This is a genomic window from Nocardioides sp. cx-169, assembly GCF_021083605.1.
In the GTDB taxonomy this organism is placed as follows: Bacteria; Actinomycetota; Actinomycetes; order Propionibacteriales; family Nocardioidaceae; genus Nocardioides.
In genome coordinates this window covers 1-13,781 of sequence record NZ_JAJNRO010000022.1, presented here as the reverse complement: position 1 = coordinate 13,781, position 13,781 = coordinate 1, and the positions used below count along the sequence as shown (strand labels likewise).

General features: G+C 70.6%; 12 protein-coding genes. 3 read left to right on the top strand and 9 right to left on the bottom strand.

Annotated elements, in window-relative coordinates; all coding sequences use genetic code 11:
* Window positions 1-100: 100 nt before the first annotated feature.
* The gene (locus tag LRP67_RS21000; protein ID WP_231272260.1) at window positions 101-523 is read right to left on the bottom strand and encodes a hypothetical protein; all 423 of its coding nucleotides are present in this window, start codon (window positions 521-523) and stop codon (window positions 101-103) included.
* Window positions 524-580: 57 nt separating this feature from the next.
* On the opposite strand from LRP67_RS21000, the gene LRP67_RS20995 reads away from it, so the two are divergent.
* From LRP67_RS20995 to LRP67_RS20985, 3 genes are all read left to right on the top strand, one after another.
* Entirely contained in the window at window positions 581-1,552 is a 972-nt protein-coding gene (locus LRP67_RS20995) for a hypothetical protein (protein ID WP_231272257.1), read from the top strand.
* 148 nt (window positions 1,553-1,700) lie between these two features.
* Window positions 1,701-3,245, top strand: a complete 1,545-nt coding sequence (locus LRP67_RS20990; RefSeq protein WP_231272255.1) for a sulfatase-like hydrolase/transferase — start codon at window positions 1,701-1,703, stop codon at window positions 3,243-3,245.
* Window positions 3,242-3,877: a hypothetical protein gene (locus LRP67_RS20985; protein WP_231272254.1), complete on the top strand. Its 636-nt coding sequence runs from the start codon at window positions 3,242-3,244 to the stop codon at window positions 3,875-3,877. The genes LRP67_RS20990 and LRP67_RS20985 overlap by 4 nt, the downstream gene beginning before the upstream one ends.
* A 73-nt stretch (window positions 3,878-3,950) precedes the next feature.
* Here LRP67_RS20985 and katG read toward each other — a convergent pair whose 3' ends face one another.
* The 8 genes from katG to LRP67_RS20945 form a co-directional block, all read right to left on the bottom strand.
* Window positions 3,951-6,224, bottom strand: coding sequence for a catalase/peroxidase HPI (katG, locus tag LRP67_RS20980; RefSeq protein WP_231272252.1), 2,274 nt, complete (start codon window positions 6,222-6,224; stop codon window positions 3,951-3,953).
* Window positions 6,221-6,679, bottom strand: a complete 459-nt coding sequence (locus LRP67_RS20975) for a Fur family transcriptional regulator (RefSeq protein WP_231272250.1) — start codon at window positions 6,677-6,679, stop codon at window positions 6,221-6,223. Before LRP67_RS20975 ends, katG begins: the two co-directional genes overlap by 4 nt.
* 640 nt (window positions 6,680-7,319) lie before the next feature.
* On the bottom strand, window positions 7,320-7,547 hold the full coding sequence (locus LRP67_RS20970) for a hypothetical protein (protein ID WP_231272249.1): 228 nt from the start codon (window positions 7,545-7,547) through the stop codon (window positions 7,320-7,322).
* Window positions 7,548-7,594: 47 nt separating this feature from the next.
* Window positions 7,595-8,983: a glutamate decarboxylase gene (locus tag LRP67_RS20965; protein ID WP_231272248.1), complete on the bottom strand. Its 1,389-nt coding sequence runs from the start codon at window positions 8,981-8,983 to the stop codon at window positions 7,595-7,597.
* A gap of 77 nt (window positions 8,984-9,060) precedes the next feature.
* A complete protein-coding gene (locus LRP67_RS20960; protein ID WP_231244492.1) occupies window positions 9,061-9,465 on the bottom strand; it encodes a hypothetical protein in 405 nt (134 codons plus the stop codon).
* 41 nt (window positions 9,466-9,506) lie between these two features.
* Window positions 9,507-10,976, bottom strand: coding sequence for an APC family permease (locus LRP67_RS20955; RefSeq protein WP_231272246.1), 1,470 nt, complete (start codon window positions 10,974-10,976; stop codon window positions 9,507-9,509).
* Between the two features lie 243 nt (window positions 10,977-11,219).
* A complete protein-coding gene (locus tag LRP67_RS20950) occupies window positions 11,220-12,869 on the bottom strand; it encodes an APC family permease (protein WP_231272244.1) in 1,650 nt (549 codons plus the stop codon).
* A partial coding sequence (locus LRP67_RS20945) for a DUF2776 family protein (protein ID WP_231272242.1) occupies window positions 12,866-13,781 on the bottom strand: 916 nt, incomplete at its 5' end. The genes LRP67_RS20950 and LRP67_RS20945, both read right to left, overlap by 4 nt.

The window sequence follows — 13,781 nt, the reverse complement described above, 5'->3', positions numbered from 1 at the left end:
CTCGCCACCTGATCGGTCCCCGGCAGGCTCTCCACGCGCGCCGCGACGGCGTCGGGGGTCATGCCGCGAGCCTAGGAATCGGCCCTCCCCGCGTCCACTGTCAGAGGTGGTCGGGCACGACCAGGGCGTCGGGATCCTGACGCACCGGCATCGCGGCGACCGCGACCCGGGTGAGCTCGGCGGCCGCGGCGACCAGGCGGCGGCGCTTGCGGGGCGACATGGCGTCCCACGCCCCCGGGCGCCGGTGCTCGAGGAGCTGCCGGCTGCCGGCCTCCGCCGCCGCCTCGTACTCCTCGGCGCTGAACTCCGGCCGGGCGCCCACTGTCGGCCGCTCGGGCAGGGCGGTCAGCACCGGCAGCACGATCTCCCCGGCCGCCGCCTTGCGCGGGTAGGCCTCGGCCTTGCCCAGGGCGTCGTAGGCCGCGGCGGCGTCGCCGCGGCGCCACGGGGGCCGGGTCGCCGCGAAGAGTCGGCGCGCCACCGCGTCGACCCCCACCGTCATCTCGTGCTCGGTGAACCTCATAGGTCACCATGATGCGGGACGAGGTTGAGCGCCGCCGTTCGGGGGAAGGGTGGCGGCATGCAACGACGACGGACCTACGCGGTGGTCATGCTGGCGGCGGTGGCGACGATGGCCACCGGGTGCAGCGATGACGAGGGATCCGGCGAGCCGGACGGGCCCCGCGGCGGCTCCTCGGCCTTCTCCGTCACCTCGGCGCTGGGCCGGCTTCCCGCCGTCGGTGACGAGGGCGTGATGGTCACGGTCGCGGACGTCGCCGCGATCCGAGCGGCCAACGATCTGGACATACCCGACCTCTCCGATCTGGACGCGGTCGCCGACTACGGGATCGAGATGACTGGCGCCGACGACGACGCGAGGGCCATGTTGGTGCCGGGCACCCTCAGCCAAGGGCTGCACTGGCAGGACGAGCACGACCGCTTCGGGTTCTCCTGGATGGAGGCCGACGCGCTGGCTTCCGTCTACGCGGCCCCCGAGGAGTTCACCTGGACGGCGTACGCCGATCCGGTCGAGCCCGCCGAGGGCCTCGAGGAGGTGGGCGACGGGATGCTGTCGACCGCCTCCGACCCCGACGACGACAACGCGGTGTTCGCCGCCGTGGAGGGCAGCCAGGCGGCCCTCTCGCGCGATCGCGACGACCTGGCCGACTGGCTGGCGGACGAGGGCCCGACCCTCGCCGACGACGAGTCCCTCGCCACCCTCGCGGCCGCGCTCGACGAGGAGGAGGTCCTCTCGGCCTACCTCGTGCACGTGGGGGGCGACGACCCCTCCCCGCTCGCCCTGGGTTGGACCGTCGACGCGGAAGGACCAGGTGTGGTCGTCGTCTACGACGCCGGCGACAGCGACGCGGCCGCCAGTGGCCTCGCGTCCCTGCGCGAGTCCTACGCCGCCCCGGAGGTCTCCGAGCATCTCGACGTGGAGCAGATCGAGGCGAAGGGCAGGGTCATGGTGGTGACCGCGTCGCCGACCGACGGGCTGGTCAGGGGCGTCCTCGAGGCTTTCCGTGCCTTCGAGCTCCCGGGCATGCGCTGACTGCGACGACCCTGCGCCCTCGAGCGCGTCCTGGTGACGGGAGTGCCGCCAGGACCGGCTGGGCCCGCGCCGTACGATGTCGGTCGCGGTCCGCCCGCGCGCCACCGCGTGAGAGACCGCGGGCTCCGACCCACGAGAGGCCTTCCCCGTGTCCCGACGATCCGCGACCTCGCGCTCGCTCGTCGCCCTGGCGCTCGCGGCCGGCCTGCTGGGCGCGTGCGACCTCGGGTCCGACCCGGCCGAGCCGCCGGCCCGGCCGGCACCCCCCGAGGCGGCGCAGGACGCCAGCCAGAACGTCGTCCCGCCGCCGAGGCCGGCCGACGACCGCCCCAACATCGTCATGGTGCTCGTCGACGACATGCGCACCGACGAGCTGCCCTACCTGCCCAGGACCCGTGCCCTCCTGGCCCGCCACGGCGTGCGCTTCCCGCACAACATCAGCCCTCATCCCTTGTGCTGCCCGGCCCGCGCCTCGCTGGCCACCGGCTCCTACGCGCAGACCAACGGGGTCCTGCACAACAGCGGGGACCGGGGTGGCTACCAGGCGCTCGAGCCGGGTCAGACCTACGCCCCCTGGCTGCAGCGGTCCGGCTACCGCACCGCATTCGTCGGCAAGTTCCTCAACGACTACAGCCACCGGGACCCCCGGGAGCCGGGCTGGGACGTCTGGAGCGCGCAGGTCGGCCGGGTCTCGGCCTACCGGCGCTCCCGCTTCTTCGGCGAGCAGGTCGAGCGTGGCTACGTGACCACCCAGATCGAGCGGCGAAGCAACGACCTGGTCACCGACCTGGCCGGGAAGGGCTCGCCCTTCTTCCTCGTCACCAACCACACCGCGCCCCACGTGCAGATGGAGGAGCGCGACAACGGCCGCTACGAGCAGCTCCCGCCGCCGGCCGAGCCGCGCTACGCACGCCTGTACGACGACGCGGCAGACCCGGCGTTCTTCCGCAAGCCGTCCTTCCTGGTGCCGTGGCCCGGCGGCAAGACCCTGACCCGCGAGGAGATGCGTGAGCTCCACCTGGCCCGAGTCCGGTCGCTCGCCTCGGTCGACGACGCCGTGGCCTCGCTGGTCCGGACCCTGCGCCGCACCGGTGAGCTCGCCAACACCTACGTGGTCTTCACCTCCGACAACGGTCACGCCCTGGGTGAGCACGGCTACCGCACCAAGAACTACCTGATGCGCGAGATGCTCGACGTGCCGCTGGTGGTCAGGGGTCCCGGCGTCGCCCGCGGCGCCAGCACCGCGATCACCTCGCTCGTCGACCTGCCGGCGACGTTCCTCGAGATCGCGGGCGTCAAGGCTCGGCACCGGCTGGACGGGGTCTCGCTGCTGCCGCAGCTGCGACACCCGCAGCGCCGCCCGCGCGGCTGGCGCGACACCACGCTGGTGCAGACCGGCAACAACCGGGACGCGGGCCCGGAGCCGTTCTGGGGGTCCCGCGGTGTCCAGACCCGGCGCTATCTCTACGGCTACGACCCCGGGGGCACCACCGGCAACTGGCCGGAGTTCCTCTTCGACCGCGAGCGCGACCCCTACGAGCTCACCAACGTGGTGGACCACCCCGCCTACGCCGGTGTCGTGGCGGAGCTGCGGCGGCGCACCGCGGCCCTCGTGGACTGTGTCGGGCGGGCCTGCAACCGCGTCTTCGGGCCGGATCCCCGGCCGGCGGACGAGCCGGTGAGGGCCTCGTGACCGCGGAGCGCGGCGAGCGCCTCGCCGACTGGCTGGACCGCCTCGGCCTGGCCGACCACCTCGCAGAGGCCGGCCTGCCGACGTACGTCCGCGACGAGCGCGGCCACGCCCGATGGACCGACCCGGGCACGGGTGAGCCGCTCAGCGCCGACCAGCTCGACCAGCTCGACCGCCTGTTGCACCAGCAGGGCTCCGAGCCCGAGCACGCCGTCCCCGTGGCGCTGCTCCTCCTCGCGCGCCAGGCGCGGGTGCGCGAGGAGCTGCTGGCCGGTGAGTGGCTCACCTACGAGTCCCTGGCCGCGCTGCGCGGTGCCTCGGTCAACGCGACTCGCTTCGCGGTCCACAAGGCCCACGCCGAGCACCGGTTGCTGCTGGTCGCGACCGAGACCGGGACCGTGGTCCCGGCCTTCCAGCTCACGCCGGACGGGGAGCCGCGCCCCGACCTGGCGCCGGTGCTGCAGCCACTGCTCTCGGCGGGCATGGATCCCTGGCGCGCCTGGGCCTGGCTGACCCAGCCGGCCGGGCTGCTGGGCGGACAGGTGCCGGAGCGGATGGTCGCCGACCCCGGCGAGGCGGACCTGGTACGCCACGCGGCGGTCCGGCTGGCCGAGCGAGTCGCCGCCTCCGGCTGAGGGAGCCCAGCCCTGCCATGACGCACCCGAGCCCGGCCGACCGTGGCGGTCGACCGGGCTCGGGTGGTGCGGATCAGGCGAGGTCGAAGCGGTCCAGCTCCATCACCTTGGTCCAGGCGGCGACGAAGTCGGCCACGAACTTCTCGCGAGCATCGTCGCTGGCGTAGACCTCGGCCAGCGCCCGCAGCTGCGAGTTGGAGCCGAAGATCAGGTCGACCGCGGTGGCGGTCCACTTGAGCTCGTCGGTCGCGGCGTCGCGGATCTCGTAGACGTTCTCCTCCGACTCCGAGGCCACCCAGCGCGCACCGGGCGCGAGCAGGTGGGTGAAGAAGTCGTTGGTCAGGACGCCCGGACGCGCGGTGAGCACGCCGTGCTGCACTCCGCCCACGTTGTTGCCCAGCGCCCGCAGGCCGCCGACCAGCACGGTCATCTCGGGAGCGGTCAGGTCGAGCATGTAGGCCTTCTCGACCAACAGCTTCTCCGGCATCAGCTTCTCACCGGCTCGCAGGTAGTTGCGGAACCCGTCGGCGCGAGGCTCGAGCACCCGGAAGGAGTCCGTGTCGGTCTGCTCCTGGGTGGCGTCGGTGCGTCCCGCGTGGAACGGCACGGTGATCTCCATGCCGGCGTCCTTGGCCGCCTTCTCGATCGCCGCGTTGCCCGCGAGGACGATCAGGTCGGCCAGCGAGACCTGCGCCCCGCCGGCGGCGTTGAACTCGGCCTGGATGGCCTCGAGCTTGCCCAGCACGGCGGCCAGCTGCTCGGGCTGGTTGGCCGTCCAGTTCCGCTGCGGCTCCAGGCGGATGCGCGCGCCGTTGGCGCCGCCCCGCTTGTCGGTGGAGCGGAAGGTCGAGGCCGAGGCCCACGCGGTGGAGACGAGCTCGGAGACCGAGAGCCCGGACTCCAGCACCTTCGCCTTGAGGGAGGCGATGTCGGCGTCGCCGACCAGCTCGCCCTGCACCGGCGGGACCGGGTCCTGCCACAGCTGCGGCTCGGCGACCCAGGGCCCGAGGTAGCGGTCGATGGGGCCCATGTCGCGGTGCAGCAGCTTGTACCAGGCCTTGGCGAAGGCGGTGGCGAACTCGTTGGGGTTCTCCAGGAACCGGCGCGAGATCTTCTCGTACTCGGGGTCGAAGCGCAGCGCCAGGTCGCTGGTCAGCATCGTGGGCTTGCGCTTCGGGGAGTCGGCGGCGGGCCCGGGGATGATGTCCTCGGCGTCCTTGGCGACCCACTGGAAGGCACCGGCCGGGCTCTTGACGAGCTCCCACTCGTACTTGAAGAGGAACTTGAAGAAGTCGTTGCTCCAGCGCGTCGGCGTCGAGGTCCAGGTGACCTCGAGGCCCGAGGTGATCGCGTCGGCGCCCTTGCCGGAGCCGAACGAGCTCTTCCAGCCCAGGCCCTGCTCCTCGATCGGCGCGGCCTCGGGCTCGGGCCCGACCAGGTCGGGGTCACCGGCGCCGTGGGTCTTGCCGAAGGTGTGGCCACCGGCGATGAGCGCGACGGTCTCCTCGTCGTTCATCGCCATGCGGGCGAAGGTGTCGCGAATGTCGCGGGCCGACGCCAGCGGATCGGGGTTGCCGTTGGGTCCCTCGGGGTTGACGTAGATCAGACCCATCTGGACGGCGCCGAGCATGTCGTCGAGGGTGCGCTCCTCGGTGTAGCGCTCGTCCCCGAGCCAGGTGTCCTCGGGCCCCCAGATGATCTCCTCCGGCTCCCAGATGTCCTCGCGGCCGAAGCCGAAGCCGAAGGTCTGGAAGCCCATGTCCTCCAACGCGACGGTGCCCGCGTAGACCAGCAGGTCGGCCCAGGAGATCTTCTGCCCGTGCTTCTGCTTGACCGGCCACAGCAGGCGACGCGCCTTGTCCAGGTTGGCGTTGTCGGGCCAGCTGTTCAGCGGGGCGAACCGCTGGCTGCCCTCGCCGGCGCCGCCGCGGCCGTCGTAGATGCGGTAGGTGCCGGCCGCGTGCCAGCTCATCCGGATGAAGAGGCCGCCGTAGTGACCGAAGTCGGCCGGCCACCAGTCCTGCGAGGAGTTGAGCACCTCGACGATGTCACGGCGCAGCTCGGCGAGGTCGAGCTTCTTGAACTCCTCCGAGTAGGAGAAGTCGGGGCCCAGCGGGTTGCTCTTCGACGAGTGCGCGTGCAGCGGCGTGAGGTCGAGGCTGTTGGGCCACCAGTCCTGGTTGGTGTGGGGCCGCCCGGCCTTGGGCTGCGGCGAGGGGATCGCGGGGTTCTCGCTCTCGCTGCCGTGCGCCGCGGCGGAGTCGTGCATGACTGGGCAGCCACCCTCGGCCTTGCGGTCCACCCCCTGGGGGCTCTCCTGGGTGGTGCGGTCCTGGCTGTCGCTCATCTGTTTCCTTCCAACTGACGGTTCACTGGCTGGTGGTGACGGCCGCGGCACGTGGGGCAGATGCCCCAGTAGACGACCTCCGCCTCGTCGATCACGAAACCGTGGTCGTCGGAGGCGGCAAGGCAAGGGGCCTGGCCGACGGCGCAGTCGACGTCGGCGATGGTGCCGCAGGAGCGGCACACGATGTGGTGGTGGTTGTCCCCCACCCGGGCTTCATAGCGCGCGGTGGTGCCCGCAGGCTGGATCCGGCGGACCAGGCCCGCCTCGGTGAGGGCGCGCAGCACGTCGTACACGGTCTGGTGCGACACGCTGGCGTACTCGCGACGGACCTGCTCGAGCACGTCGTCGGTGTCGAGATGGGGGTGGTCGTAGACCACGGCCAGCACGGCCAGCCGGGGCTGGGTCACCCTCAGGGACGCCTCGCGCAGCAGCGACTCGTACTGCAGCATGGACATGGCCGTCAGCCTAGGGGTTTTTCTGGATTAGTTCAAGATTGACACGCCGTCGGGTCGGCTGCTCGGCTGACTGGGTGGGCTCAGCGCCGGCGGCCTCCCCGTGCGTGTGCCCGTGACCTCACCCACGCGCCCTCGTTGGCGACGACACGCGCCAGTCTCACCCGCCAGGAGCTTCGTGGCCCGCGTGTCGGCCGGACCCGGTGCTCGGCCCAGATCCTGATGAGCGCCAGGAGGACCAGGATGGCGACGATCGTGGTCATAGCGGGCTCAGGCCGTGGGCCGCACCGCCTCCGGCTCGCGCTCGACGAGCCGGAACAGCCGGGACGGCAGCAGCATGCGCAGGACGACCGGCCCGCACCCGCGGAGCGGCCGCCCAGGTGCTCCGCATGCCGAAGTCCCCCACCAGCACCAGGGCGGAGCCCCACGCCGAGATGCCCATGTCCCCTCCTCCAGGTGGCCACCCACCGCGGGTCGGCCCGACTCCATGGTCTCTCGCGGTGGGGAGTCGGGGAAGATCCGTCGCCGGCTTTGGTCTGCACGGGTGAGGGGAGCCGGCCGGACAGGTGGATTCATGCCCCCGACAACGCGCCCGCAACACCTACATCCCCGACTGGGCGTGAGGGCTCTCCCGAACGCGGTCTCAGGCGAAGGAGGCCGGCCCCCGGTTCCACCACGGCGGGGCCCACGCCGAGGCGCGGTGCCAACGGCACCCCCACCCCGCCGCCAGCTCGTCACCGAGGTGGCCGGCCATGCTGACGATGCCCATCCGGGGCTGCCGGACCCTGTGGGAGATGCCCAGCAGCTCGGTCTCCAGGTTCTCGTCCTCGACTCGAAGGGGTCGCCTCCGTGCGAGGCCGGGTAACCTCATTCGCGACCGCATGCCTGTGTCCCGCCGGGTATTGCGCCGTCCGGGTCTCAGTGGTGGAAGCTGGTGCCCTCCTCCGCCGTCAGCGACTCCTTGGGGCCGTGCTTGTCCAGGACCTTCATCGAGCGGCGATAGTCGTCGAGGAGCAGGGCGGCCATGTCCCGGCTGAAGTCGTGCCGCACGAGCACGCGCTGGATGGCGAGGTCCTCCCGGTCAGGGGGCAGCGTGTAGGCGGGGACCTGCCATCCGCGAGTGCGCAGGCGATCCGCCAGGTCGAAGAGGTTGAAGCCGTGGTCCACCCCCTCCTTGAGCTTCCAGGTGAGCCCTGGGATACCCCCGCGGCCGTCGTAGATCAGGTCGAACGGGCCCATCTTGGCGATCTCGTCGGCGAGGTAGCGAGCGGTCTCGTAGCCGGCCTCGTGGATCTTGCGGTAGCCCTCCCTGCCGAGCCGGAGGAAGTTGTAGTACTGCGCGACGATCTGGCCGCCGGGGCGGGAGAAGTTCAGCGCGAAGACCGCCATGTCGCCACCGAGGTAGTTGACGTGGAAGACCAGATCGTCCGGCAGATCCTCCGCGTCGCGCCACACGACCCAGCCGACGCCCAAGGGCGCCAGGCCGAACTTGTGTCCGGAAGCGTTGATCGACTTCACCCGAGGCAGACGGAAGTCCCAGATCAGGTCCGGCTCGACGAACGGCGCGATGAACCCTCCACTGGCGCCGTCGACGTGCATCGGGACATCGAGTCCGGTCTCCTCCTGCAGCTTGTCCAGGGCAGCCGCGACGTCGGCTACCGGCTCGTACTGGCAGGTGAACGTGACGCCCAGGGTCGGGACGACGCCGATGGTGTTCTCGTCGACGCGCTTCACCGCCTCCTCGGGGTTCATGATGAGCCGGTCGCCCTCCATCGGGATCTCGCGGAGCTCGACGTCCCAGTAGCGGGCGAACTTGTGCCAGCAGATCTGCACCGGGCCGGTGACCAGGTTGGGGCGGTCGGTCGGCTTGCCCTCGGCGCGACGACGCTCCCGCCACTTCCACAGCAGGGCCATCCCGCCGAGCATCGCCGCCTCGCTCGAGCCGGTGGTCGAGGTGCCCATCGTGTCGGCGGCATCGGGGCTGTTCCACAGGTCGGCGAGCATGTGCACGCAACGGGCCTCGAGCTCGGCCGTCTGCGGGTACTCGTCCTTGTCGATCATGTTCTTGTCGACCGACAGCGTCATGAGCTCGTTGATCTCGGGCTCGACCCAGGTCTGGCAGAACGTGGCCAGGTTCTGACGCGAGTTGCCGTCGAGCATCAGCTCGTCGTGCACCACCTGGAAGACGTGCCTGGCGACGTGCTCGTCCTGGGGGAACTTGTACTTCGGCATCGGGACCGACAGGTCGGTGGAGGCGAAGACGTCGTCCTCGAGGGCGCCTCGGACCGAGTTCTTGTTGTGCAACATGAAATTTTCGCTCCTCTGGTCAGCGCCCGGGGGCGCGGGTCGGGGTGTGCTGCGGTGGCGTGGTCGGGTTCCGTCGCCTACGGGGTGGGGATCGTCTCCTCGGTGTCGAGCTTGCGGAACGCGTGCTTGAACTCGTCGGCCTTGTCGGGGCAGTAGGTTGCGATCACCGCGAGGTCGTAGGCGACGAGGCTCGGGTCCAGCACCACTCGGCGCAGGTTGTTGGCGTTGTTGCCGAACTGGGACAGCGACAGCTGATGTTGGAGCTCGTCGATGTTCTCGCAGCTCACCCCGCCATCGGTGCCGTAGAGCGCCTCCGCCGTCTCCAGGCCTATCTGGGGGAGACCGAGCTCGGCGAGGTTGGCGTTGAGCTGCTCGGCCAGCCCCTGGGCCTCTGCGCTGTCCGGATCGGACGCGGTGCCGGCCGGCGAGCACGCGGCGAGCGCAAGGCCGGCGGCGAGGGCAAGTGCCGCCGTCCGAAGCATCGGGGAACGGACCGCTCGTGAACGCGTGGAGATCATCGGACTCAGCCCTCCTGGACCGGCGTGTCGGAATGGGTGTGGTCCGGGGAGGAGTCGATCTTCCACTCCGGCTTGCGCAGCTTGTACAGGACGAATGGCCAGACGCCGAGCACGACGATGCCGGCCACGAGGATCAGGATGTAGACGCCCTGGGGCGTGGCGTCCGCGTTACCCGAGGGCTCGACGAAGCCGAGGAAGAAGGCCGCCAGGCTGCCCAGGAAGCCCACCGTGCCGACCACGGGCATCAGCGGCGTGCGGAAGCCGCGCTTGACGTCGGGGTGGGTGCGGCGCAATCGCATCGCCGCCAGGAACATGACCATGTACATGAGCAGGTAGAGCTGGACGGCCATGGCGGTGAGGATCCAGAAGACCGACTGCACCGACGGCAGCACCGCGAACAGCACGGCCATCGCGGTCACGATGAGGCCCTGGACGACCATGATCGGAACCTGCATCCCCCGGCTGTTGGTGCCCTGCAGACGCGGAGGCAGGTAGCCCTCCTTGCCCACGAGGAGCAGGCCCTTGCTGGGCCCGGGGATCCAGGTGACCACCGACGCGAGGATGCCCACGACGATCAGCAGGGCCATCACCGTGGTGCCCCAAGACATCCCCAGATGGTGGAAGAAGACGTCGAAGGCCTGCAGCACACCCTGCGTGAGGTTGACGCTCGATCCAGGCACCCCGATGGAAATGGCCAGCGTCGGCAGGATGAAGACGAACAGGATGAGGACGACGGACAGGACGATCGCCTTCGGGAACTCGATGCTGGGCTTGCGCATCTCGGTCACGTGCACGGCGTTCATCTCCATGCCGGCGTAGGAGAGGAAGTTGCTGACGATGAGCACGATGCTCGCCAGGCCGGTGAACTTCGGGAACCACTCGGCATCACCGACAGCCGGCAGGTGCGAGGTGCCGCCGTCCTGCCAGTAGATGACGGCGAAGACGATCAGTGCCGCGGCCGGCACGATGGTGCCGATCAGGAACCCCCAGGTCCCCACCTTGGCGAACGCGTCGACGCCGCGGGTCGCGATGAGGGTCGAGAACCAGTAGACGACCAGGATCACCAAGCCGGTGAAGAGTCCGGAGTTGGCCAGGCTCGGGTCGAACACGTAGGCCAGCGCCGAGGCGAAGAAGGCCAGCTGTGCCGGGTACCAGGCGACGTTCTGCATCCACTGCTGCCAGATCGCGAAGAAGCCGATCTGGTCGCCGTAGGCCTCTTTGACCCAGACGAAGACCCCGCCCTTCCAGCCGCTGGCCAGCTCGGCAGCGACGAGCGCGACCGGCACCATGAACAGGATGGCGGGCAGGACGTAGAGGAAGATCGAGGCCCAGTCGTAGGCCGCCATGGCCGGAAGTCCGCGCACGCTGGCCACCGCCGTGGCGATGAGGATCGCCATCGAGGTCCAGCTGATGAAGGTGCGGCCGGGCGCCGGCGTCTGCGATGCCGTGGGCTGACCGTCTTCTTGAGTAGCCATCTCAACGCCTTCCGGTGGGTACTGCGAGGTTGCTTGCCTGTCGTGGGGGGCGCGGCCATCGGCGCTCACGACGTGGGGTGGTCCCCTGCAAGGTGGCCGTTGACTCCATGCCGGTCATCCCTCTCGACTCGCTGGGCTCGTCCTCCGAGGGTGTCCCGGACCCCCAGGGCCCACCAGTGACAAATGGCCCCCCCCATCCAGGACCGTCCCGGGCCGCCGGCCAGAGGCGTGCCCTTGGCCGGGTCAGCCGGCGGTGGGCTGACGTGCCTCTGGGACGGTCGCGACCGCGGATGCGGCGGCGGAGGCGGGCAGCGCCGAGCGCACGCCCCACTCGAACAGCGCGAGCGCGAACACGGTGACCACCACCTGGTCGACACCGAAGGGCAGCACCTCACGACCGCCGCCGAACCTCCCGAGGAAGGTCAGGACCAGCAACCCGACGTAGTAGGGGCCGAGCCAGACGAGCGACCCCAGCGACAGCGAGCGGCCCAGCGCCGGGTCGCGGACCACGCGCCAGACCAGCACCCCGACGCCGACGGTGATCGGGATGGTCAGCTTGATCATCGTCTCCCAGCCGGTCCAGTAGATGATCAGGCTGACCACGACGAACGCGACCCGCGCCAGCACCGGCAGCGCGACGAGTCGGAACGGTCGGGCCCGCTCGGGGACCTGGCGGCGCAGCGCGACGACGGTGACCGGGCCCAGGCACATCGACAGGACGATGGCGCCGGAGTTGAAGGAGAGCAGCTCCGACCAGCCGTCGCGGAAGGCGAGCAGCAGGAGCAGCCCGACGGCGAGGTTCAGCAGCATCGCGCGCATGGGGACACCGTGACGCGAAAAGATCGAAAGCGCTCGCGGGAAGAGACCGTTCCGTGCGACCGCGACCGCCAGCCGACCGGTGGAGGCCGTCGAGACAAGCCCGGCGCCGAACGGACCGAGGATGGCGTCGGCGACGACCAGCTTCGCGAGCGCCGTCATGCCGAGCGCGGTGAGCAGTGCTGCGAGGGGTCCGTTCGCGCCGCCTCGGTCGAGGGCTCCCCAGCCGTCGCCGAGAACGGCGGGGTCGACGGCGCCGATGAAGCCGATCTGGAGGACGGTGAAGAGCAGCGTGCAGATGAGGATGCCGCCCACCAGGGCCACCGGAATGGTCACCTGCGGCCGCTTCGCCTCGCCGGCGAGGTCGAGCGCATGCCGGAAGCCCAGGAAGGCGAAGGCGACCCCGCCCGTGGTGATGGCGCTCAGGACCCCGGCCATCCCGTCGGGCGCGAAGCCCGTCTCGCGGATCGGTGCGGAGGAGAACTGGGTGAGCAGCGCCGCTGCGATGACCACCGGGATGACGAGCTTCATCCAGGTCAGTGCGGTGTTGACCCGAGTGAAGAGCGCGACGCCGTAGGCGTTGAGTGCCGTGAACGCCGTCAGCACGACGGCGGCGGCGGCGATGCCCGGCAGGCTCAGGGCGCTGTCTCCGCTGGCGGAGGCCTTGGCGACGAAGAGCCAGTCGAAGCCCCGTTCGTTGCTGGCGTACTCCAGCATGGCCTGCGTCTCGATCGGTGCGGCGGTCACGTAGCCGACCCAGGCCACCCAGCCGATCGCGATGCCCACCCCCTGCCCGTGGCTGAAGGTGGGCAGCAGCCCGAGGCCGCCCACGACCGGCAGCATGGCGGAGAGCTCGGCGTACACCAGCGCGACCGTGATGAGCATCAGGCCCGCGATCGGCCACGCGATGATGGCGGCTGGCCCGGCCTGGCGGGCGGCGAACAGCGGCGCGAACAGGATGCCGGAGCCGACCACGCCGCCGACGGCGACGAAGGTCAGCCCGAGCGGCCCCACCGAGCGACGGGGAGCGTGCGGCTCGTCCATCGAGCGGACCTGGGGTTGCCGGATGCGGGTCATGACGACGACGTGCCGCTCTCCAGGATGGAGACGATCGAGTACAGCGTGAAGCAGATCGCCCCCAACCCCACCAGCACGTGGGCGGCGATGAAGACGTTGGTGTCGGTGAACGCGGCCTGGAAGACGAACGCGGCCAGGAACAGGCAGCTGAGGGCGGTGACGATGGGGATGAGCGGGACCCGGTTGGCGAGGCTGAACGTGCGGCGCCACACGAGCGCGAGGAGCCCGACCTTGCTGAGGATGCTGAAGCAGACCAGGCCCAAGCCGATCATCACGTAGCCCGGAGTCCGGTAGTAGGGCTCGCGGTCGAGGATCAGCAGCACGATCCCCCACACCATGGCGAGCGACCCCATCACGATCACGAGCCAGGGCCACACGACGCGGTCCCGAGGGCCGTAGGAGTCCTGGACCTGGCGCAGGATGCTCCACACCAGGCCGATCAGGCTCGTGCAGATCATCGCGAGACCGCTGACCACGTGGCCCACCGTGAACCTGCTCGGCGAGGTGGTCAGCAGCAGGTTGGTGATCCCGAAGCCCCAGGCCACGGCCGCCAGCAGCACCGGGAGCGCACCCAGCACGACCAGTCCGCCTGCGGAGAACGCCCCGGGTGGAGGCGTTCGCTCGCCGGCCGCCTTCGCCGAGTTGGCGGGGATCAGCGAGAACTTCGTCGAGGCGGCGGCGACCGTGGACACACAGCCGCAGATCAGGCCGAGCCCGAGGACGACGTGGCCGGCGACGTACTCCGGGTTGGCGCCGTTGCCCGAGGCGCCGGCGAAGACGTAGCTCCCATACGCCGCGGTCCCGATCGCCGCCAGGTAGCCGAGCGCCGGGTAGAGGACCCGGTCGACGGCGTTGAAGCGCCCGATCAGCTGGCGGATGATCGTCGCGGCCGTGCAGAACAGGCACAGACAG